Origin of the sequence: Thalassotalea litorea, from assembly GCF_005843925.1 — a bacterium.
GTDB lineage: Bacteria > Pseudomonadota > Gammaproteobacteria > Enterobacterales > Alteromonadaceae > Thalassotalea_A > Thalassotalea_A litorea_A.
Map to the genome: position 1 here is coordinate 1 of NZ_VCBC01000013.1, position 18,441 is coordinate 18,441.

Below are 18,441 nucleotides of genomic sequence, written 5' to 3' on the forward strand. Positions count from 1 at the left end.
AGACGCTAGAATATGAAACACCTGCTGAACGATTTAATGAGTGTGTTGCGTCCATCGGTTGAACTCACAGCTCACACCAGCCACTCACGGCTATCGATTATTCAATAAGTTACGTTATTTTTAGCGACGTCGCAAATGTGCCAAACTCGGTCCGTTAGCAATTGCTAATATACGATGATTTCAAGGTTACGATCACCTATAGGTTGGAAATTGCTTGGCTAAACTAAGCGAGGTATGAGCGCAACAAAGCGATTGCTAGGCGTTGACTAGCTGCTGGGACAAAGCGAAGCCCAAAATTTCACTGACTCGCGTTCATTTGCAAGTTTAGCGCAGTTTTCAGCAGCAAAGGCGTGTTTCCCTGCCCAATTTAATCTGCTTTCTGAATTTTGATAAATACTCGCAACGAAAGCTAAGGCTTCAAAAAAACTATTAGAGTCACTCGCACATTTGGATAAAACAAAACTGTCGACTGAGTGGTCTATAGCAACAATTGAATTGTTTTTAGTAACAACAATAGGATCTGCTTCCCAGTAGGCTGTAATGATTCCCATATCATGTTTTATGGCTTCTTTCGGGAAGTTAATGGATGCTACTTGCAAGCTATCGAACTCAAACTCAGTTACAAGTTTTTCTAATTCACTGACATTTTCGAAAGAGCTAATATCTTTGTTTCTAGTAGCAATGAAACTCTTCTGAATTTCGACTATGTCTTCATTTGATAATCCATATGACAATAGCTCTTCTTCTTTAGGCATTAGAGAGATCATGGTCTTAACAAATTCAAATGCACGCATATATTTTCCCTAGATGCCTAACATATTTATAGCGATTGAGCCGTTTTCCTGACTATACAAGCAAAATACTTTCATCGGATAAAGAAAAAGAATGGTTGAGTGACTGCAGTTCGCTCTAACCAGCCTGTTATTTAGGTATGATTTTATTAACAAGCAGAGTAAACATACTTGATAGGAAAACAACTAATCCCCAAAACACAGGTGCTGGTCTCATATATTGCGGTACAAAGTTTTCACGAGGGATATGACATGTAAAACCAAAGTCTGACCAAGCTCCTCCTGCATCCATACACGCATCGATGCTAAAAACTGAAATTAAGAAGACAAAAGCGAAGGCAAATGCCGTTATTAAAATCACTTTTTTCATTACTTGACTTCCTATTCCTACTTCCGCTTATCGCTCGTTAAAGTCATCTTCTCAATTTTTTAAATAGTCAAAAAACTCGTAACTAACCTAATCGTGCTATTACCTTTGCAACCCATTTATCCATAAATTTGTCAGGTGTAAATGCTAAAAACATTCCTAAAACAGGAAAAAGACAAATAAAAATCAATGCTCCTATTTTTGCGTTTTGATCACGCGTTGGAGTTCCATTAATTTCAATGACAGCATTTGGATCAAATGCAGCTTGCGCAAAGAAATAAACAATGAGAGAGCCAACAATTATCAGAGTTCCACCAGCGAGTCTACTTAGGCCTACAACTACATCTACTTTTTTCTTGTTTTCTTTATTCATATGTTTTAAAACCAATATTCTACTGATAAATGAACGGTTGTAATAAACAGCCACGATTAGATAAATGATCTCAAACAGCAGCAAAAGTATTCTGACAATTAGGCTTAACTGTAATTACATAACGTGAATCGCTATTAATTAGCTTGATTATTCAACAATGAATTGAATATCTGCTGCTCACTCTTTGCAGACCTAAACGCTAATGTTCAAATGGGCCAAAATATTTAACTGAGCCGTTTACCCCGTTATATACACTTATATAAAATTGAGTGTCTGCACTTTCTTTATACACCGTAAAAGCTAGTCCATCGCTCATCAAATCATTTTTGATTTCACAAACGGCGCTTGGCTTAGGATCGGTTTTACTGAACTCTTCATGGGTCAATCCGTTATCAGCCAACTCATTGCCATTCAGCTTAGTCATCACAAAATCAAAGTTTGATTCTGAGCATGCACCACTGGCATTCGCCATAGCAATGTATGGTGACAAAACTAGCGCTAAAATAATCGCCAGCTTAGGTGTTTTTAATGCCATATGTTATTCCCTGAGTATCTGTAGTTCGCTTACTACTAACAGTTGAAGTTAGCCTTCCGCCTTACCATGTTGATTCAGTGTATTAACCCACAACCCTCTGTATTCATCAATAAATGCTTTAAAGCTTGCTCTTTCAGATATAAGTCTCGCTTCATCGATAGTATTTTTGGAATTCCAAATAGTTGTATGCTGGTCTTCGCGAGCAGTTGCTTCGGCAACCCCATAAACAAAACCTGTTCTTACGTCGACTAATATGCCTGAAGTTGTAGATGTTACCCACACTTGTTCATTAGGAATAAACCCAAGAGTTATTAAAGATAATGGCCCTAGTGAAGTACCTTCAATATGAAAAGACGTGTCTACTGAATAAATCAATAACATGTCCGTTTTCAATTTGGCAGCAGCAATTCTCAAATCTTTAATAGAATCAAGTTGAGACGGAAGAAGTAATCGACTTAAAGGTGCTACACCTGCAATCATTGGCGAGTCAGCAAGCACTTGAAAGTCTGATTCTTCTTCAATATCTCTTGTTGTTACGACACTGTAATTACCAGTACCATATCCTGAATTTGTGCGTGAGCTATATCCTGGAGCTTGAATCCTAGCAACGGCAATTCTTGATGGAAAAGTGGCCGCAGGTTCCACTTTCATAAGATCAGCGATATCTACATCGGTTAACTCCGAGATATTTGCTCCAGCCGCTGGAGTGGTATAAGTTGCACAACCTTGAATAACCAACAAAGTCAAAGCTGCTAGAATTCCAGCTAAATTTACTCGCATGGCAACACCCCTATTTTTATTATTATGATAATGATAATGACTCTAGAACGCTCACAACAGCTGCTGGCGACTAACAACTATTCAATAAGTTACGTTATTTATTGCGACCTCGCAAATGTGCCAAACTCGGCCCGTTAGGAACTTCTAATATGCGATATTTTTGTAGTGACAATGCACGAATAATTAGTAGATGAGCTCTGCCACAACCTTGTCAGTAAAACGCGAACAATCCATTACTATTTGCTTTGTGATGTATTATTTCTTCTGAATTTTCGAATTAAAAACTTGAGAAAAAATACGCTAGTAGTGATTGCTAAAGTCCAAAAGCTTAACACGTAAACACCCACAACAGTTGGTCCACTTGAGACCGTAAACAAGCCACAATCATACCCGCAAGTTTCATTCCTATATAGTGACCAGGCAAATATTGTTCCGCTAACCGCAATAACTACTGCGTAAAAAATTTTTTCTTTTCTAGCAAACAGCTGAGCCATAAGTTTCTTACTCAATGACAAGCATTGTACAATGCTTTTCTGCTACCCACTTTTGCGCAAACTTTAATGGATAACTATCTAAGGCATAAATGTCTTCTTCTGTTAATTTTTCAGACTCGATTAAATATTTTACAACCGTGTGATATTCCCGATAGTCTAATTGCGCCTCTGTTCCTACTGGGGTTGTTGCGCAGATATCAATAGTAGAACTGCCTCTTGCGTATTCAGCTATACCTTCACTTTTCCAGTTTTCTAACTGAAAGGCTTTTATTGGCCCTAGCGTCTGAAACTGCTCTAAATGCTTGGCTTCGTGTCTTCTAATATTGTCAATATTTTCATTCAACTCGTCTATTTTTGATCTATTTAAAAAACCAATATTCACGAAAGGTAAAGTAGCGCCTAAAGCATTCCCTGAAGTTGGGTTTAATACTTTAAATAGCAAAGGAGAGTTAATTAAAAATAGTCTTTCAGTATTAGTTTTCGCCGTAACTTCGGCTCTAACAACAAATGAGCCAAGAACAACTAAGTAAAAAATGGCAACAATATCAATAATTCGAAAAGCTTTTTTGGCGGTGCTTAATTGATTCCATTTTTTAATTCTAAACTTCATTTTATTTCCTTATCTAAGTGGCTGCAGAACGCTCTTTTGCGACATTAGCATTTTCAATAAGTTAAAGTCTAAGGGGTTAAGTTCCGACTTGTTTAAATGCTATATTTTTAGCTCTACTTGAACTTAATAGAAAGTCGCCATGAGAATCAAATGTTATGACGATTTGACCATACTCATCAGTAAAAACACCTTTCTTTACTGTTGTTAATTTATGGGGGCCACTTCCAGCCATATGTAAAATTAATCCACTTCTTGTCGCTGCCAATTGATAATAACTGTCTAATTCTAGTGAGTAATACTTACCAGAAATATTTGATGAAAGACTTTTAACACTTCTACTGATTTTTTCATATTTTACAGATTGCTTTAGACCATGACGCATAGTCATAACTGTTATCGTATCTTCAGAATTTGGTATTATATGTGTGGGAACTCCATTAGATAAATACACATTGAATGAGTTAGTTAAATCATCAATGCGATACAATACATGCTTACTTCGACTATTTATCTGGTAAAAAACGGTGCCATCATCTTCGATTAAGGAAACCTTCTGTTTGAGGGCATCACTCCAATAGTCACCTAGCAAGTTAACAATTTCTTTTGGATTTACCGGAGTATACTTGTTAACGCTAAGTGTACTTTCTTCTCGAACTGAAAAGATTACCTTCGTGAGTTTCTGAGCTAAATTCATCGTATTCACGTAACCGTTGTTACACAAAATGCTAAAAGCAGTTTTTTCTTCAGGAAACATCATACTCATAGCTCTATACCCAGCGTCTCCGCCGCCATGGTGCACCCGATATAACCCGTTGAATCTGTCTACTTCTAAACCATATGCATAATGAAGTCTTTCATTATTTCGATATCTTCCAACCTTAACTAGCTCCTGAAATAGGCTCTTAGAATCAGAGCCTAACGGCTCTTCCATGAAATTAGAAAACCAAATCTGCAGGTCTTTGTTCGTGGTATATAAACCACTGGCGCCCACTATATCCATTGTATTGAATGCCAAAGCATAACCCTTATCGGATGGCCAATAACCGCTGGCTCGCAATTTAATGACCTCAGTATGATCATCATTAAAATAAGAGTGATGCATTCCTAGTGGTTCAAATATATTTTCTGTTGTAAATTCTCTAAAGCTCTTATTCGTTACGACTTCTATAATCTTGGCTAAAAGAAAATAATTAGAATTGGAATACATATAATCTGTGCCAGGATTGAAGTTAAGTGCTTCCTGCCTAACTAAAAATGACATAGCGTCACTATCGGTATAGTCGATGCTTTCTCCAAATCCCCCAAGATAAGTGAGATGATCAATGTCACGAATACCGCTTGTATGGTGGATTAAATCTGATACCAATATACTTTGAGCGTAATCAGGAAACTTAGGGAAAAATTTCCATAAACTGTCTGATAATTTGATCTTACCTTTCTGAACTAAAAGAGCGATCGAGTATGCTGTGAATTGTTTTGAAGTTGAGCCAATTAAAAAGCGATTATCACTAGTTATAGGTATACCATATTCGAGATTTGATAATCCAAAGCCTTTATCAAAGGTAGTTTTTCCATTTTGACTGACGGTTACGGAACAACCAGGTACGTTGCCATCAAATTCAGAAAATATAGCATCAATATCTTTTGTTTTTAACTCCTTAGCAACTGAGGCCGTTGAATAGGCAAGTACAAAAGCTAATATGAAATTTCTAATAATCAAGATTGTTCCCTGTTGACCTGTTTAGATATGAAAAGAATACTTGAATGACTGTAGAACTCTCGCTAGAGAAACTAACCTTTTCAATCTGTTAACGTCAAATTTGTGCCATTTGCTGCACGTTAGAAAAAAGTTATTCAGAGAAAGTTGCACCAACCAACTTCAAATTTGAATGCTCAAAAGCTAGACCACCAAGACGAATTAACTCGTTTAAGCCTCTTTCTTCGGAGTTATATTCAGGGAACCATACACAGTGATTGGAATGTGAAAAAGCCTCTTTAGGCATGAAACACCATGTAGAGCCATCATGACCCTTTAAATCATCTTTCAAATTCATGCTTAAGCTTTTTAAATACTGCTTCTTAATATCTTGTGTTAATTGATTAGTTAGCGTAACTGTTGATTTATGTACTGAACTTTCAGAAGAACGCCCATGTTTAGTGTATTGAGATATTAAATACCCCTGCTGACTATCTACACAAAACTCAAATTTATAGTGCCCCATGCCAAACTTAAAAACATCTAATTGAAATAATTTACCGTCATATAACTTATTTTCAGAACATACATCAGCTTCAACAGCGTAAACTTTGCAAGTCGGGATTAGACAAAACGAAAGGTATGCAATCCATTTAAATAGGTTCATGTTTAGTAATCAGTCCTTAAAAATGAAGATAACAGGCCAAAATCGCTTTGCGGTCAATGGCGACCACCAAAGCCTTGTATTTAAACAGAACCCCAGTGAAATGCCTCAGTACAAATATTAAAGTATCACATTGAATGCTTTATTTTAGTTTTGCGTAGTCGCTCCTCAAGTTAGTATAAGGATAGCGTTGCATTCACCGCTTGAACTCACAGCTCGTTGGAGACATTAACCTTTTCAATTGGTTAACGTCAAATTTGTGTCAGGAACAGTCCGTTAGCGATCGGCCGAATAGTTCCAAAGGCTGCTGAACGCATCCCGATATGACCACGCGAATACTGCCAACAACACAGCGTGCGACACCCCCCATATCGCACTACCTTGCAGCATTAAATGATTAAATAGAATAACCACGACAAGCGGTGCTAACAAAATCAGTCCTAGGGGCGTAGTTCTTTTGAATAGCATTAGCGTACCAGCCACGAAGAATACAGCACTTACTATTTCCATTACGAAGCCAGTAGCTGCAAGTGCATTTTGAAATTGTCTGGCGGGGTCACTCATGTCAAAGTTAGGAGTTGGCATTAGGCCTAAGTAAGCCACGATTCCACGAAGTCCAATCACCAGATAAAATAATGCATATATTATTTTTAGTATATCTATGGTTCTATTCATGCTTGCTAATCCTTGTTAGGTTGCTAAAACAGTTTATTCTTTCGACTCCAATTAAGTGACTGAAGATCGCTCGTTATAGTCGCCTCAACCGGGATCAGACCTATTTGTTTGCTTTAGATCATGTGCGAGTGACGCAAGCATGATAAATTTAAGCTGTTAGCAACAGCAAAAGACACGAGAGTCTCAAACAAAGTCTTTGGTCGGTTTACTGATAAGTTGCACTGACAACCTTATCACGCGTATCTAACTCAATAATACATTGATTAGTCACAAAAAATAATTTGCTGCTCAGTACGATATTCGAACCCTGGTCATGATTAGTGTGTTTATAGTTGGATAGGTTTGCTGTTTCTAGTTGCCTGATAACACTTGATTTATCTACACCTGCCGAGAAGTTACCGCAAAGATAGAAAATTTCATCTTTCGCGATTTTCAAATAAACTCCCCCTATCGTGACGAAAACCAATGCTATTAGAAGGCCGACAAGTAATTTTTGATTTTTTGACATCATCCTGACACTTCCTGATATTCCCAGTAAACCCAATGACTAACTAGGTAGATAGCTTTCGCTACAAGTACACGCTTGTGATTGTGAGCAAAAGCCTCTGATTAATTTACGGATATCTGAACAGAAGTCAAAATACGAATCTTATAAACGATTACCGGTTTCGTTACTGACGACTGACTATCACGCCATTTGTGAAAACAGTGTGGCAGCCTGGCGCGGGTCACAATGGTTATCAATCATCGGATACAGCACTTTTTCTTCTTTCATATTATGCTGAGCGAGCAACCTTTGCAGTTCTTCAAGCTCTGGAATTTCCCGGGTATCTTTATGCACGACTTTGCACTTAATCACGTTCAGTAAGTTCTTAATCAGTTCGTGTTCAGAGCACATCACCAGAGTCGGCCCCATTTTCATGCCGGTATGTTGTTCAAAAAAGGGAAACAGAACCTGCTCTTCCCATTCAATGTGTCTGAGTAGTCCGGCAGTGAATTTTTGAAAAAAAGTGATGGCCTTCGCATCGCTTTCCTCTAATCGACGTTTAAATTCCATAAATAAACAATCGAGACGTTCATGATCGGCACTAAAAAATTGATTAATAACAGGCATTACTGCACTCCTTATGCAATGAATATCGCTACCTTACTAGAGTGTGCCTGACTCTACTATTTACCTTTATGGGTAGTGCCTGTTGTGATCCAACTTAACCGGTTTAAGGTGCCTAGGAAAAACCAATATCCAAACAAAGCGCATTGACCCTGCCACAAATACAAATGCCAACACAAATGCAAACAGGAGTTGCCTTAAAGCACGTATTATCGTACTTGATGCCGTAGCATTGGGCTTAATTAGCCTTTTTTGTGCTGGCTCAGAACCTTAAATGGAGGGTTCCGTGGCTTGCTGAAAACGATTAATTTTTCGCCACCCTACCTAAAAGGGAGTACCCCCTCAGTACAATTTATGTCTACATCAGTTACGGTACACTGACTACCTGTCTGCCCAAGCACTGCCTCAGGGGCACTGGCATTAGATAATGGGCGGTTATACGTATGCCCAAAAATATGAGAACCTCAAAAAAAATAAGGTCTGGAGAACAACCTATGAGTGCAACCTACAACGAATTGCTGGCGATGGCGAATGAACAACAACAACCGCAACGCCTATTATTTTTGTTTGCCAAACCTGAAGGCAACAATCCGAAAAAGAGCAAAAAAATGCAACGCGGCCATCTTCAACCGATTATGTGTGTCGATAAATTGCCAGAGGAAGTGCAAAAGTTTGAATCATTAGTGGCCGAAGCTGACTCTGTTGCACAGGATTGGCAATTCATTTTCATTGCCGCATTAAGTGGTACGGATGGCACCGCTCCTGATACTGAGCAAGCCGAGCCTTATTTAAACAAAATGACCAATGATCTGGTAACCGGCAACAACATTGCGAACTATGTGGTGCTTGATCGCGCCGGTAAGCCGATTGAAATGATGGTCAACTAATTCAGGTTGAACCACTATAAGAGCGATGGAAGATTATCGATATACAATCGCTGATCTCTGTCGCAGCTTTACCTAAGACATACAAAGACCCAATCTTAAATCTCCCCCTGCCAAGCCCTAAAACATAAGATCAATAAAGCATTCGACCGATTAAAGCCGGGTTAGCCAAAGAAGACCTGCTCCGCCGTTTCGTACATTTTGCCCCTTTAATATCCGTGAAGGTCCGCGAAAGTCCGAGAAAGTCCGAGAAGGTCCGAGAAGGTCCGAGAAGGTCCGGTATATCAATGGATATTTGTTTTTATGGTCGTACAGGTTTGCACTCTAAGCCATTGAAAATTGGCGCTGCATTTAACAAATTAAGATTTAAAAAGAAAGAAGACTAATATCAGCATTGCCACCCAAAACCCCGACAGGATCATCCAAAAAAATACTCGGCTTTGTTCTTCCTTGGTCTCAATTACATCATGTAAGAATAAAGGATTGGGATTGGTTAAATCGGAAAGAAACTGATCCAGTGTCAGGTAGCGTTTTTCCGGTTGTATTTGCACCCCTTTTTCCAGTGCCCGATCAAACCAAATAGGGATAATCGGATTATGATAGGTGGCACTTACATAGCGCAAGCGGTCGTAATCGAACGCAGTTTGGCATTCTTCGACTCCCTCGCCATAGGGTAGCTTTGAGGTAAATACTTCGTAGGTAATGGTTGCAAGCGCATACAAATCCCCTTGTATGCCCGTATTTTTACCCAGTAAGTATTGTGGATCTGAGTACGTGGCGGTACCTAACGCTCCTTCATGCACCAAAGGGCTGTATAGCTCTGCGGTTCCGGCCACGAAAGTCGAGCCAAAATCGACAATTTTGACGTCTTGCTGCTCATTAATCAGGATATTGCCCGGCTTTAAGTCTTGATGTATGGTTTCTTTTTCATGAAATGCCTCAAGACCGGCAGCAATTTGCTTAATAATAGCAATCGCTTGCTTGGGTGCTGGAAACGGGTTTTGCTCTATCCATTTATCCAATCCAATACCATCAACATATTCCATGACATAGTACAGACAGGTTCGCGGTCGGCTTTGCTTAATCACCCGGACAATTTTGTCGCTCGATAATCGTTTTCCGATCCATTCTTCCTGGATAAACCGGTCGATGTAACTGGTATCTTGTTGAAAGTTCAACGATGGCGTTTTCATTACCAACTTTTCACCACTCTCGATATCACTCACCAAATACAATTGGCTACGACTACTGGCAAAAAGTTCTTTTTCGATCAGGTATCCATCAAGTTTCATGCCCGGCGCAAGATCCGGTGGAAAAGGCAGGCGGGTTAATTTGGTATTAAAATCATCCAGGCTTTCATGGGCGATACTGGCAACGGTGGCCACGATGCATGAAATGTTATCATCGCTTTGTTGATCTAATGCGAGATCGGCAAGTTTAGTGGCAATGGTTTGCTCATCATCCTCAGATTGCAGTGCCTCAATGAGTTGTGCCTCATCAACAAAGTCATGAAGACCATCACTGCTCAACAGAAAACGATCGCCCGGTTCAACCGCAAGCTTACCGTAATCGACATGAATATTATTATCCATCCCCAAGGCACGGGTAAGATAGCTTTTCCCTTCGCCAACAAAGGCGCAGTGATCTCGGGTAAGTTGCTTTAACTTATTGTTTCTAAAGTGATAAATTCGACTATCACCGACATGAAAAAAGTGCGCTGTTTGCGATTTAAACACCATCGCCACGAACGTACACAAATAGCCCTTTTCTTCAGAAGCAAATTCATGGCTTTTTTTAAACAGCGACAGATTGATTGCCGATAGAAGCTTTTCACCACTGTGAGCTACCGACCAGGTCTCCGGGGAAAGAAAATAATCATCAATAAAACGACTCACGGCTAACTCACTGGCTTGTTTTCCCGCTTCTGCGGTACTTACACCGTCGGCCAGCGCACAGCAAATCCCCTTATTGATAACCATTGATTGTTGCTCAGGAATGGAAAATGAAGCGGAATCTTCGTTGATAGTTTTAATGCCTGCCCGACTACTACAGCCAACAGCAACTTCCAATACACTCGATTGCGGCTTCGATTGCGACATAGTGTCATTCCCTTTGCTCATTGTTTTCATTGATATATTCGAGGGTAAAATAAAATAAGGGGGAATGAAACATTACCCCCCCATTATCTTATCAGTTGTATCGATTAAGATACGTCGATCATATGTACCGTACCATCTTCCATAACTTCAGCAATTTGTCCTCTTGGCTCATCCAAAAAGAAAGCTGCAATAAATATTACCAATGCGGAACAACCAATCACCATAAAGAATGTGCTGTAATCGACAAAGGATAATACTGTCAGGTAAGTTACCGCACCCACGTTACCGTAAGCGCCTGCCATTCCGGCAATTTGCCCGGTCATACGACGTTTAACCAGAGGTACTATCGCAAATACTGCACCTTCACCTGCTTGCACGAAGAAAGAACAACACATAGTGGCAATTACCGCCAGAGGGATAGCCCATGCACCGGTGATCTGACTAAGTACAAAGTAACCGATTGCTAAGCCGCCAATTAACAGCATCAAAGAATTGCGACGGCCGATTCTATCAGATAAGTAACCGCCTGTAGGACGAGCCACCAGGTTCATAAATGCAAAACCAGAAGCAAGCAAGCCAGCTTTAACAGGATCCAGTCCCTCAAAGGTATCCAGGAAGAACAGCGGCAACATGGAAACAACAGCAAGTTCAGAACCAAAGGTAACGAAGTAAGCAACATCCAATATCGCAACGTTCTTAAAGCGATACTTTTCTAACTCAGGAACACCTTTAGTTAGGTTTTCTTTGTTAACGCTCCAAATTTGGCTAATTTGAAAGACCATCAGAACCGCTAACACTACCCAGCAAATTTGCATAGTTTGCTCAGTGAAAAGCCCAACACCTGATGGAGACAGTTTCCATGCCAAAACGCCAAGGGCGATATACATAGGAACGTTCATCAAGAGATAAAAGAAGAAGTCGCCTCGGCTGGTTACTTCAAGGCCACCGGCTTTTTTCGGCTTAAAGTAGGTTGAACCTTTCGGTGTATTACGAGCATTGGCATAATAAACAAAGCTATAAAGACCAATAACGACACCCGTAGTCGCTATCGCATAGCGCCAGCCATCATCGCCACCATAAAGATAAGCAAGGGTTGGCAATGTCATTGCAGCTGCTGCAGAGCCAAAATTACCCCAACCGCCATAAATGCCTTCAGCAATACCTACCTGTTTAGCAGGGAACCATTCGCCAACCATGCGAATACCGATGACAAATCCTGCACCGGTGAAACCGAGTAGAAAGCGAAACAACGCAAGCTGTTCATAGCTGCTGGCAAACGCAAACCCCATACAGGTAAACGCTGAAATAAATAACAGACAACTAAAGGTGATCCGCGGTCCGTATTTGTCGACTAGCATACCGATAACGATACGCGCGGGAATGGTTAACGCCACATTTAGAATTAATAATGCTTTAATTTGCGGCGTGGTTAGGTCAAATGCTTCTTTGATAAATGCCAGCATGGGTGCATGACTGAACCACACGACAAAAGTTAAGAAGAAGGCAAACCAAGTGATATGTAAGGTCTTGATTTTAGGATCGCTAAAGTTGAATAATCGGATTCCGCCAGTATCGGGAACCGCTCCCTGTTGTCCAGACATTGTATTTCTCCAAAGAGTCTATAAATGGTATCTGGTGCTAATCATTATTGTTAATGAAGAAAAAAACTTTGATTTGAATCAACCTTTTGCCTCTGGAATATGACAGCCAGATTAACGTCTACCTCCACAAGGCAAGCGCCGATCCCTTGCCAGCTCAGCATTTTCACCACCCCCTACCCCTTTTTAGGTAATCCGAATGACAAAACAGCAAAACAAAGAAACTTGGGAGTATTGAGATATCCCTTGAGTTCGTTTAATAATGGAAGGGAATCAACGAACTAAAAATTTTAATCCGTTAACCTACGGCGAACTAAATACCATGCAATCACCATCGACAAAAGCCAATATTGCACTGACCTTAGCCACCCTGGCATTTGCAGCCAATTTTTCAGTTTGGGTGTTATACGCCGTTATCGGAATCCACTTAAAAAGCCAATTGGGTCTATCCGCAACGGAATTTGGTTTGCTGCTATCAACCCCAATTTTTAGCGGTGCGGTGTTACGGTTACCAATAGGCTTCTTATCGGAAAGGTATGCCCCGAAAAAGCTACTTTTGTGGCAAATGGCGTTTTTAATCATTCCTTTGATTATGCTAAAAGATGCCACGACTTTGGTCGATTACCTTTGGTTAGGGCTGCTTATTGGCGTATCTGGTGTATCGTTTACCATCGGTATTCGTTATGTCGTTGACTGGTTTTCGTCACAAAAACAAGGCACGGCGATGGGTATTTTCGGTGCCGGCAATGCCGGTGCGGCAATTACCTTAGCGTTGGCGCCCTGGATCATCGATCATGCAGGATTAGACTTGTTAGGCCCTATATACGCGGCAGGGATGATTCTGGTCATTTTACTGTTTGGGTTTGTGGCCCCGCAGACTCCGGCTTATATACTGCAAAAGAACAAACAAGGCTGGCAACATCACTTCGAACCGCTGCGCCATCTCGCCGTGTGGCGTTTTGGTCTTTACTATTATTTTGTGTTTGGCGGTTATCTGGCTCTGACCCTATGGTTACCCCAATATTATGTCAGTGCCTATGATTTAAATATCAATCAGGCAATGGCGTTAACGTTATTGTACGTCACCAGCTCAAGCTTAGTCCGCGCCGCTGGCGGTTGGTTTGCAGACAAATATGGCGCCAGAACGGTGAATTGGAGTGTATTTTGGACCTGTCTGGTCTGTCTGTTCTTTTTGAGTTATCCACCAACCACTATGGTAATCCAAGGAGTCGACAAACAAGTAAACCTGCATATTGAAATTAATGTCTGGGTATTCACCGGTTTGATATTTGTGATTGGTATTGCACAAGGTTTTGGTCGCGCCAGTGTCTATAAAATTATCTATGACTATTACCCCAAACAAATGGGCAGCGTCGGTGGCGTTGTGGCTATGGTTGGGGCATTAGGTGGTTGTACATTGCCTTTGATTTTTGGTATCGCCGTCGATTTCATCGGTGTTTATAGTGCCTGTTTTATGCTGTTGTATGCGGTGCTCGCCGCATGCATGCTATTAATGTTTGTGGCCAACAAAAAAGAAAAACATCAAGAGCGGGTAAGGCATGCAATTGAAACCAATTTTCTGGAACGCGACTAGCATTCCTTTCCCTTTGAGAAATTAAACCATGTTAAACATTACCGATAATGCCCAAGAACAAAAAATCCCGGCATTTTTTCGTCTCGGCTTTCGCCCGTTTTTTTTATCGGCAACCATATTTTCAGTGACTGCGATTGCGTTGTGGATTGCGGCATTATCAGGCTGGTTAAACTTTGAGCCCTACGGTGGCCTGTTTTTCTGGCATGCCCATGAGATGCTTTTTGGTTTTGTGATCGCCATCATTGTCGGTTTTTTGCTTACTGCCGTGCAAACCTGGACCGGCGTCAGCGGTGTTCGTGGCTGGTCATTGTTTGGGTTGTTTATGGTATGGCTCGTCGCACGAGTTGGCATGCTAATCGGCCCGCAACATCTACTCTTTGAAACGATATTGGTGTTACTGGACATTCTGTTTTTGCCATTAAGTGCTTATTTATTGGCTAAGCCCATCATCAAGGTTAGACAATATCGCAATTTGTTTTTTGTACCGGTGCTCGCAATACTTGCCCTGAGCAATGTTTTCACCCATTTAACGATATCACCGCATTTTGATATACCGATAACCTTTCAAGAGATTCACTATACTGTGATTATGTTGATCACTATGATCATGGTCATAATGGGTGGCCGAGTGATCCCGTTTTTTACGGCAAACGCGACCAAAGTGGTAAAACGTCAGCCGATAAAAATACTGGAGCAAGTGGCATTAGGTTCGATGTGGCTGCTGGCACTATGTTTTGTATTCAACATTCCAAGCAATAGCGCGAGCTTTCCATGGCTTGCTGGTTTATCTCTAATCGCAGCAACCACCAATATGGCGCGCTGCCTTCGATGGAACTTTCAACATACCTTAAGCATTCCACTATTATGGTCGCTACATCTAGCCTACAGCCTGATCCCAATCAGCCTGTTTTTATTCGCCTGTCATTATGCGTTTGGCCTATTTAATTTAAGTAGCATTATTCATTGTTTAACACTGGGGGCAATGGCCAACTTGATCCTGGCAATGATATCCCGGGTTTCTCTTGGCCATTCCGGCAGACCCTTGCAACTGCACCCATTCATGCCTATCGCATTTTTGCTGCTGCTTATTGCCACGTTAATTCGATTTGTCGGGGTCAATTTTTACAGTCAATCCAGTTTAATGAGCTGGCAAATAAGTGCATTGTTGTGGATTGTTAGCTTTTCCGCCTTTGCGATAATTTACTGGCCGGTATTAACTCGTCCAAGAGTCGATGGCCGCCCTGGATAGTAAATGTGCCTAAGCGGTACTTTGAACCAGAGGTATCGCCTTAACATCCTGATTTTTCTTCTTTTCATTCGTTTACTGCCGTAATGCCTTAGCATGGTTGTATTTCTTTCACGCTTGCTTCTTTCATCGTGGATTTGGCACCTGCATTGTCTCGATAAATCCCTCCTCCCCCAAAGGGAGTAGTCCCAGGATTTACTGTAAGTACCCTTTCAAACGTTTGATTTAAATCAAGGTTTGAAGCAGTTTTCCGCGTATGGTGAACCCATAAATTCAATAACTTTAATAAAACGATAAAACGGTGACTTTCACACACGACGGAATTTAAATACTGGAATATTCAACCAAAGATTTAAATTCAAGGTGGTGAAAAAACCCATTCGGAGAAAACTAATGAGAACGCAGACTGTGAAAAACAAACATCACAAATTAAGCTTGATTGCCGGTGCCCTTTTAACAGGTGCCCTAACCCCAACTTTTGCTGTCGCAGCAGACGATATCGCCTCTGCAGTCAGTGATTCAACTGCCAATGTGATGCTACGTTATCGTCTTGAAACCGTAGATCAAGACGGCAAAACAGAAGATGCGATGGCGTCCACATTAAAAACTCGTTTAACATGGACATCTGCACCACTGCATGGCGTATCTGCATTAGTCGAAGTCGATAACGTCAGTTATATTGGCGCTGATCAATTTAACAGCACCAACAATGGTAAAACGGACTACCCGGTGGTTGCCGATCCAAAAGGTACCGATATCAATCAGGCGGCAATAAAATTCACAGGTGAAGCGCTAACTCTGGTTGGTGGTCGTCAACGCATTAATCTGGACAACCAACGTTTTGTCGGTGGTGTTGGCTGGCGTCAAAACGAGCAAACTTACGATGGTGCCCGAGTCACATATAATGCGACCGAGAAACTCACCCTAGATTACAGCTTAGTGTTTAATGTTAATCGTATCTTCGGACCCGATGATGGTGCCCAACCTGCCGATTGGCATGGTACATTCCATTTTGCGAATGGTAATTATAAAATCAATGATAATCATAAGGTTACTGCCTTTGCTTATCTCATCGATAATGACGATGCCGCAGCGACCTCAACCGATACTTACGGCCTTGATTATGTCGGGAGCTTTGGTCCAGTCACCGCAAGCGTAAGCTACGCCAACCAAGTTGACGCTGGTGATAACCCGAACGAGTTTAGCGCCAATTATTTCAAAGCCGAATTAGCTGGCAATGTTGGCCCGGTTAAAGTCCTAGGTGGCCTTGAAGTGTTAGGCAGTGATAATGGTGTTGGCTTTAGTACGCCACTGGCAACTTTGCATAAATTCCAGGGTTTTGCCGATAAGTTTTTAGGGACGCCTGGCAACGGTATCGAAGATCTATATGTGTCAGCGATTACCTCTTTGGGCGGCGTCAAGCTGATTGCAACCTATCACGATTTCAGTTCCGATAAAAATAGCATTAGCTACGGTAGTGAAATTGATTTAGTCGCGGCATATAAAGTCAACAACAATGCCGACTTGCTTGTTAAATTCGCATCTTATGATGCCGATGAGCTGGCAACCGACACGTCTAAATTTTGGGCAATGGCAACGGTTAAGTTCTAAATTTCCCTCCTCTGTTTATTCACCTACTCACAAATGAGTAGGTGAATATCTCTTAAGCTCAATGGTCATTCCCCGGTAAATTAAGGTAAATTGGCCGTGGTTCATTGAGAAACATCATTTAAAACATTTTGGTTCGCTGCATATTGATAGTAATCATCGGCAACTAACTCTAACAAAACCTGACGATTAATGATGTGATTACTGGCTCGTGACCCGGCACCGAAGTGCTGGAACTATGGTACTAAAGGTACGATTTCCCGACACAGTCAAGGTGTCAACGAAATACCTTTTACACCGCTAATTTTGATAACAAAGACTGGTTATACGATGCTTTCAGATAATTTTGGCCGTCAATTTGAATACTTGCGCTTATCGATCACCGATGCCTGCAATTTTCGCTGTAATTATTGCCTTCCCGATGGGTACGACTGTGACAGTTCCCGAGAATTTCTGTCACTAGCAGAACTGCAAACTCTGGTTCAGGCGTTTGCCAAACTGGGGATGAAGAAAATTCGCCTGACCGGCGGTGAACCAGGACTACGTAAAGATCTCACCGACATTATTGCCCTGTGTAAACAAACGCCGGGCATTGAGCAGGTCGCACTAACGACCAATGGCTTTAACCTGAAAAGAAACATCGACGCCTGGCATCAGGCAGGATTATCCGCCCTTAACGTCAGCGCTGACAGCCTCGACTCCCGCTTATTCGCCACCATTACCGGCCACCAAAAGCTTGAAAACATCTTAGCTGGCATCGAACGCGCGCAGCAACTTGGAATTGAGCGGATAAAAATGAATGCGGTGTTGCTCAAACAGTTCAATTATCACCAACTTGAGCAATATCTGGCGTGGATCAAAGAGCGAGAAGTTACCATTCGTTTTATTGAACTGATGGAAATAGGCGATAACAAAGCCTTCTTTCGCGAAAACCACGTCAGCGGTGATTTAATAAAACAGCATTTGCTTGCCAATGGCTGGCAACAAAAAATCAAACATAAATTAGCAGGTCCGGCGCAGGAATTTTACCACCCGGAATTTAAAGGCGAACTGGGGCTTATCATGCCCTACAGTAAAGATTTTTGTCATAGCTGTAATCGCTTGAGAATGTCGGCAAAAGGACAATTACATTTGTGTTTGTTTGGCGACAATGGCATTGATATTCGTCCCTGGTTAACCGCCAACGATATTAATGGTACGTGCGAGGCCATTCAGGCAGCAATGGAAAATAAAGTCGCAACCCACCTATTGCACGACAATATTGTCGGCAGCACCAAAAATTTAGCGATGTTGGGCGGATAAAACCGCTCAAGCCT

18 protein-coding genes are annotated in these 18,441 nt (G+C 41.3%); 5 read left to right on the plus strand and 13 right to left on the minus strand.

Annotated elements, in window-relative coordinates:
- Window positions 1-266: 266 nt before the first annotated feature.
- From FE810_RS13085 to FE810_RS13140, 11 genes are all read right to left on the minus strand, one after another.
- Complete coding sequence (locus FE810_RS13085; RefSeq protein ID WP_138320519.1) at window positions 267-794, minus strand: hypothetical protein; 528 nt, start codon at window positions 792-794, stop codon at window positions 267-269.
- Between the two features lie 127 nt (window positions 795-921).
- Window positions 922-1,161 carry a hypothetical protein gene (locus tag FE810_RS13090; RefSeq protein WP_138320520.1) on the minus strand — a complete coding sequence of 80 codons (240 nt, stop codon included), beginning with the start codon at window positions 1,159-1,161 and terminating at the stop codon, window positions 922-924.
- Window positions 1,162-1,243: 82 nt separating this feature from the next.
- Window positions 1,244-1,531, minus strand: coding sequence for a hypothetical protein (locus tag FE810_RS13095; protein WP_138320521.1), 288 nt, complete (start codon window positions 1,529-1,531; stop codon window positions 1,244-1,246).
- Window positions 1,532-1,730: 199 nt separating this feature from the next.
- Window positions 1,731-2,066, minus strand: coding sequence for a hypothetical protein (locus FE810_RS13100; RefSeq protein WP_138320522.1), 336 nt, complete (start codon window positions 2,064-2,066; stop codon window positions 1,731-1,733).
- 48 nt (window positions 2,067-2,114) lie between these two features.
- Window positions 2,115-2,846, minus strand: a complete 732-nt coding sequence (locus FE810_RS13105; RefSeq protein ID WP_138320523.1) for a hypothetical protein — start codon at window positions 2,844-2,846, stop codon at window positions 2,115-2,117.
- Between the two features lie 501 nt (window positions 2,847-3,347).
- Window positions 3,348-3,950 (minus strand): hypothetical protein, encoded by a 603-nt coding sequence (locus tag FE810_RS13115; protein ID WP_138320524.1) that lies wholly within the window; start codon window positions 3,948-3,950, stop codon window positions 3,348-3,350.
- A 76-nt stretch (window positions 3,951-4,026) separates the two neighbouring features.
- The gene (locus FE810_RS13120; RefSeq protein ID WP_171022362.1) at window positions 4,027-5,670 is read right to left on the minus strand and encodes a serine hydrolase domain-containing protein; all 1,644 of its coding nucleotides are present in this window, start codon (window positions 5,668-5,670) and stop codon (window positions 4,027-4,029) included.
- A 130-nt stretch (window positions 5,671-5,800) separates the two neighbouring features.
- Window positions 5,801-6,313: a hypothetical protein gene (locus FE810_RS13125; RefSeq protein WP_138320526.1), complete on the minus strand. Its 513-nt coding sequence runs from the start codon at window positions 6,311-6,313 to the stop codon at window positions 5,801-5,803.
- 273 nt (window positions 6,314-6,586) lie between these two features.
- On the minus strand, window positions 6,587-6,985 hold the full coding sequence (locus FE810_RS13130) for a hypothetical protein (RefSeq protein WP_138320527.1): 399 nt from the start codon (window positions 6,983-6,985) through the stop codon (window positions 6,587-6,589).
- A 205-nt stretch (window positions 6,986-7,190) separates the two neighbouring features.
- Window positions 7,191-7,496: a hypothetical protein gene (locus FE810_RS13135; protein ID WP_138320528.1), complete on the minus strand. Its 306-nt coding sequence runs from the start codon at window positions 7,494-7,496 to the stop codon at window positions 7,191-7,193.
- Between the two features lie 177 nt (window positions 7,497-7,673).
- Window positions 7,674-8,099 (minus strand): hemerythrin domain-containing protein, encoded by a 426-nt coding sequence (locus tag FE810_RS13140; RefSeq protein ID WP_138320529.1) that lies wholly within the window; start codon window positions 8,097-8,099, stop codon window positions 7,674-7,676.
- A gap of 491 nt (window positions 8,100-8,590) precedes the next feature.
- Here FE810_RS13140 and FE810_RS13145 point away from each other — a divergent pair, with 491 nt between their 5' ends.
- Window positions 8,591-8,983 (plus strand): ribonucleotide reductase subunit alpha, encoded by a 393-nt coding sequence (locus FE810_RS13145; protein ID WP_138320530.1) that lies wholly within the window; start codon window positions 8,591-8,593, stop codon window positions 8,981-8,983.
- A gap of 356 nt (window positions 8,984-9,339) precedes the next feature.
- Here the strand turns inward: FE810_RS13145 and FE810_RS13150 are convergent, their stop codons facing one another.
- Together FE810_RS13150 and FE810_RS13155 are read right to left on the minus strand one after the other, a co-directional pair.
- Complete coding sequence (locus FE810_RS13150) at window positions 9,340-11,079, minus strand: bifunctional protein-serine/threonine kinase/phosphatase (RefSeq protein ID WP_138320531.1); 1,740 nt, start codon at window positions 11,077-11,079, stop codon at window positions 9,340-9,342.
- A 104-nt stretch (window positions 11,080-11,183) separates the two neighbouring features.
- Window positions 11,184-12,680 carry a NarK family nitrate/nitrite MFS transporter gene (locus tag FE810_RS13155; protein WP_138320532.1) on the minus strand — a complete coding sequence of 499 codons (1,497 nt, stop codon included), beginning with the start codon at window positions 12,678-12,680 and terminating at the stop codon, window positions 11,184-11,186.
- Window positions 12,681-12,939: 259 nt separating this feature from the next.
- On the opposite strand from FE810_RS13155, the gene FE810_RS13160 reads away from it, so the two are divergent.
- The 4 genes from FE810_RS13160 to moaA all read left to right on the plus strand — a co-directional run bounded on the left by FE810_RS13160 (window position 12,940) and on the right by moaA (window position 18,427).
- Window positions 12,940-14,271, plus strand: a complete 1,332-nt coding sequence (locus FE810_RS13160) for an MFS transporter (RefSeq protein WP_306416956.1) — start codon at window positions 12,940-12,942, stop codon at window positions 14,269-14,271.
- Window positions 14,272-14,299: 28 nt separating this feature from the next.
- On the plus strand, window positions 14,300-15,520 hold the full coding sequence (locus FE810_RS13165) for an NnrS family protein (RefSeq protein ID WP_138320533.1): 1,221 nt from the start codon (window positions 14,300-14,302) through the stop codon (window positions 15,518-15,520).
- 390 nt (window positions 15,521-15,910) lie between these two features.
- Window positions 15,911-17,128, plus strand: coding sequence for an alginate export family protein (locus FE810_RS13170; protein ID WP_138320534.1), 1,218 nt, complete (start codon window positions 15,911-15,913; stop codon window positions 17,126-17,128).
- A 327-nt stretch (window positions 17,129-17,455) separates the two neighbouring features.
- Window positions 17,456-18,427, plus strand: a complete 972-nt coding sequence (gene moaA, locus FE810_RS13175) for a GTP 3',8-cyclase MoaA (RefSeq protein ID WP_138320535.1) — start codon at window positions 17,456-17,458, stop codon at window positions 18,425-18,427.
- Window positions 18,428-18,441 lie beyond the last annotated feature (14 nt).

What these genes read in the sequence shown, in the direction of transcription:
- FE810_RS13085 (WP_138320519.1), bottom strand. Translation starts at nt 794, where the DNA reads ATGCGTGCATTTGAATTTGTTAAGACCATGATCTCTCTAATGCCTAAA.
- FE810_RS13090 (WP_138320520.1), bottom strand. Translation starts at nt 1,161, where the DNA reads ATGAAAAAAGTGATTTTAATAACGGCATTTGCCTTCGCTTTTGTCTTC.
- FE810_RS13095 (WP_138320521.1), bottom strand. Translation starts at nt 1,531, where the DNA reads ATGAATAAAGAAAACAAGAAAAAAGTAGATGTAGTTGTAGGCCTAAGT.
- FE810_RS13100 (WP_138320522.1), bottom strand. Translation starts at nt 2,066, where the DNA reads ATGGCATTAAAAACACCTAAGCTGGCGATTATTTTAGCGCTAGTTTTG.
- FE810_RS13105 (WP_138320523.1), bottom strand. Translation starts at nt 2,846, where the DNA reads ATGCGAGTAAATTTAGCTGGAATTCTAGCAGCTTTGACTTTGTTGGTT.
- FE810_RS13115 (WP_138320524.1), bottom strand. Translation starts at nt 3,950, where the DNA reads ATGAAGTTTAGAATTAAAAAATGGAATCAATTAAGCACCGCCAAAAAA.
- FE810_RS13125 (WP_138320526.1), bottom strand. Translation starts at nt 6,313, where the DNA reads ATGAACCTATTTAAATGGATTGCATACCTTTCGTTTTGTCTAATCCCG.
- FE810_RS13130 (WP_138320527.1), bottom strand. Translation starts at nt 6,985, where the DNA reads ATGAATAGAACCATAGATATACTAAAAATAATATATGCATTATTTTAT.
- FE810_RS13135 (WP_138320528.1), bottom strand. Translation starts at nt 7,496, where the DNA reads ATGATGTCAAAAAATCAAAAATTACTTGTCGGCCTTCTAATAGCATTG.
- FE810_RS13140 (WP_138320529.1), bottom strand. Translation starts at nt 8,099, where the DNA reads ATGCCTGTTATTAATCAATTTTTTAGTGCCGATCATGAACGTCTCGAT.
- FE810_RS13145 (WP_138320530.1), top strand. Translation starts at nt 8,591, where the DNA reads ATGAGTGCAACCTACAACGAATTGCTGGCGATGGCGAATGAACAACAA.
- FE810_RS13150 (WP_138320531.1), bottom strand. Translation starts at nt 11,079, where the DNA reads ATGTCGCAATCGAAGCCGCAATCGAGTGTATTGGAAGTTGCTGTTGGC.
- FE810_RS13155 (WP_138320532.1), bottom strand. Translation starts at nt 12,680, where the DNA reads ATGTCTGGACAACAGGGAGCGGTTCCCGATACTGGCGGAATCCGATTA.
- FE810_RS13160 (WP_306416956.1), top strand. Translation starts at nt 12,940, where the DNA reads ATGGAAGGGAATCAACGAACTAAAAATTTTAATCCGTTAACCTACGGC.
- FE810_RS13165 (WP_138320533.1), top strand. Translation starts at nt 14,300, where the DNA reads ATGTTAAACATTACCGATAATGCCCAAGAACAAAAAATCCCGGCATTT.
- FE810_RS13170 (WP_138320534.1), top strand. Translation starts at nt 15,911, where the DNA reads ATGAGAACGCAGACTGTGAAAAACAAACATCACAAATTAAGCTTGATT.
- moaA (WP_138320535.1), top strand. Translation starts at nt 17,456, where the DNA reads ATGCTTTCAGATAATTTTGGCCGTCAATTTGAATACTTGCGCTTATCG.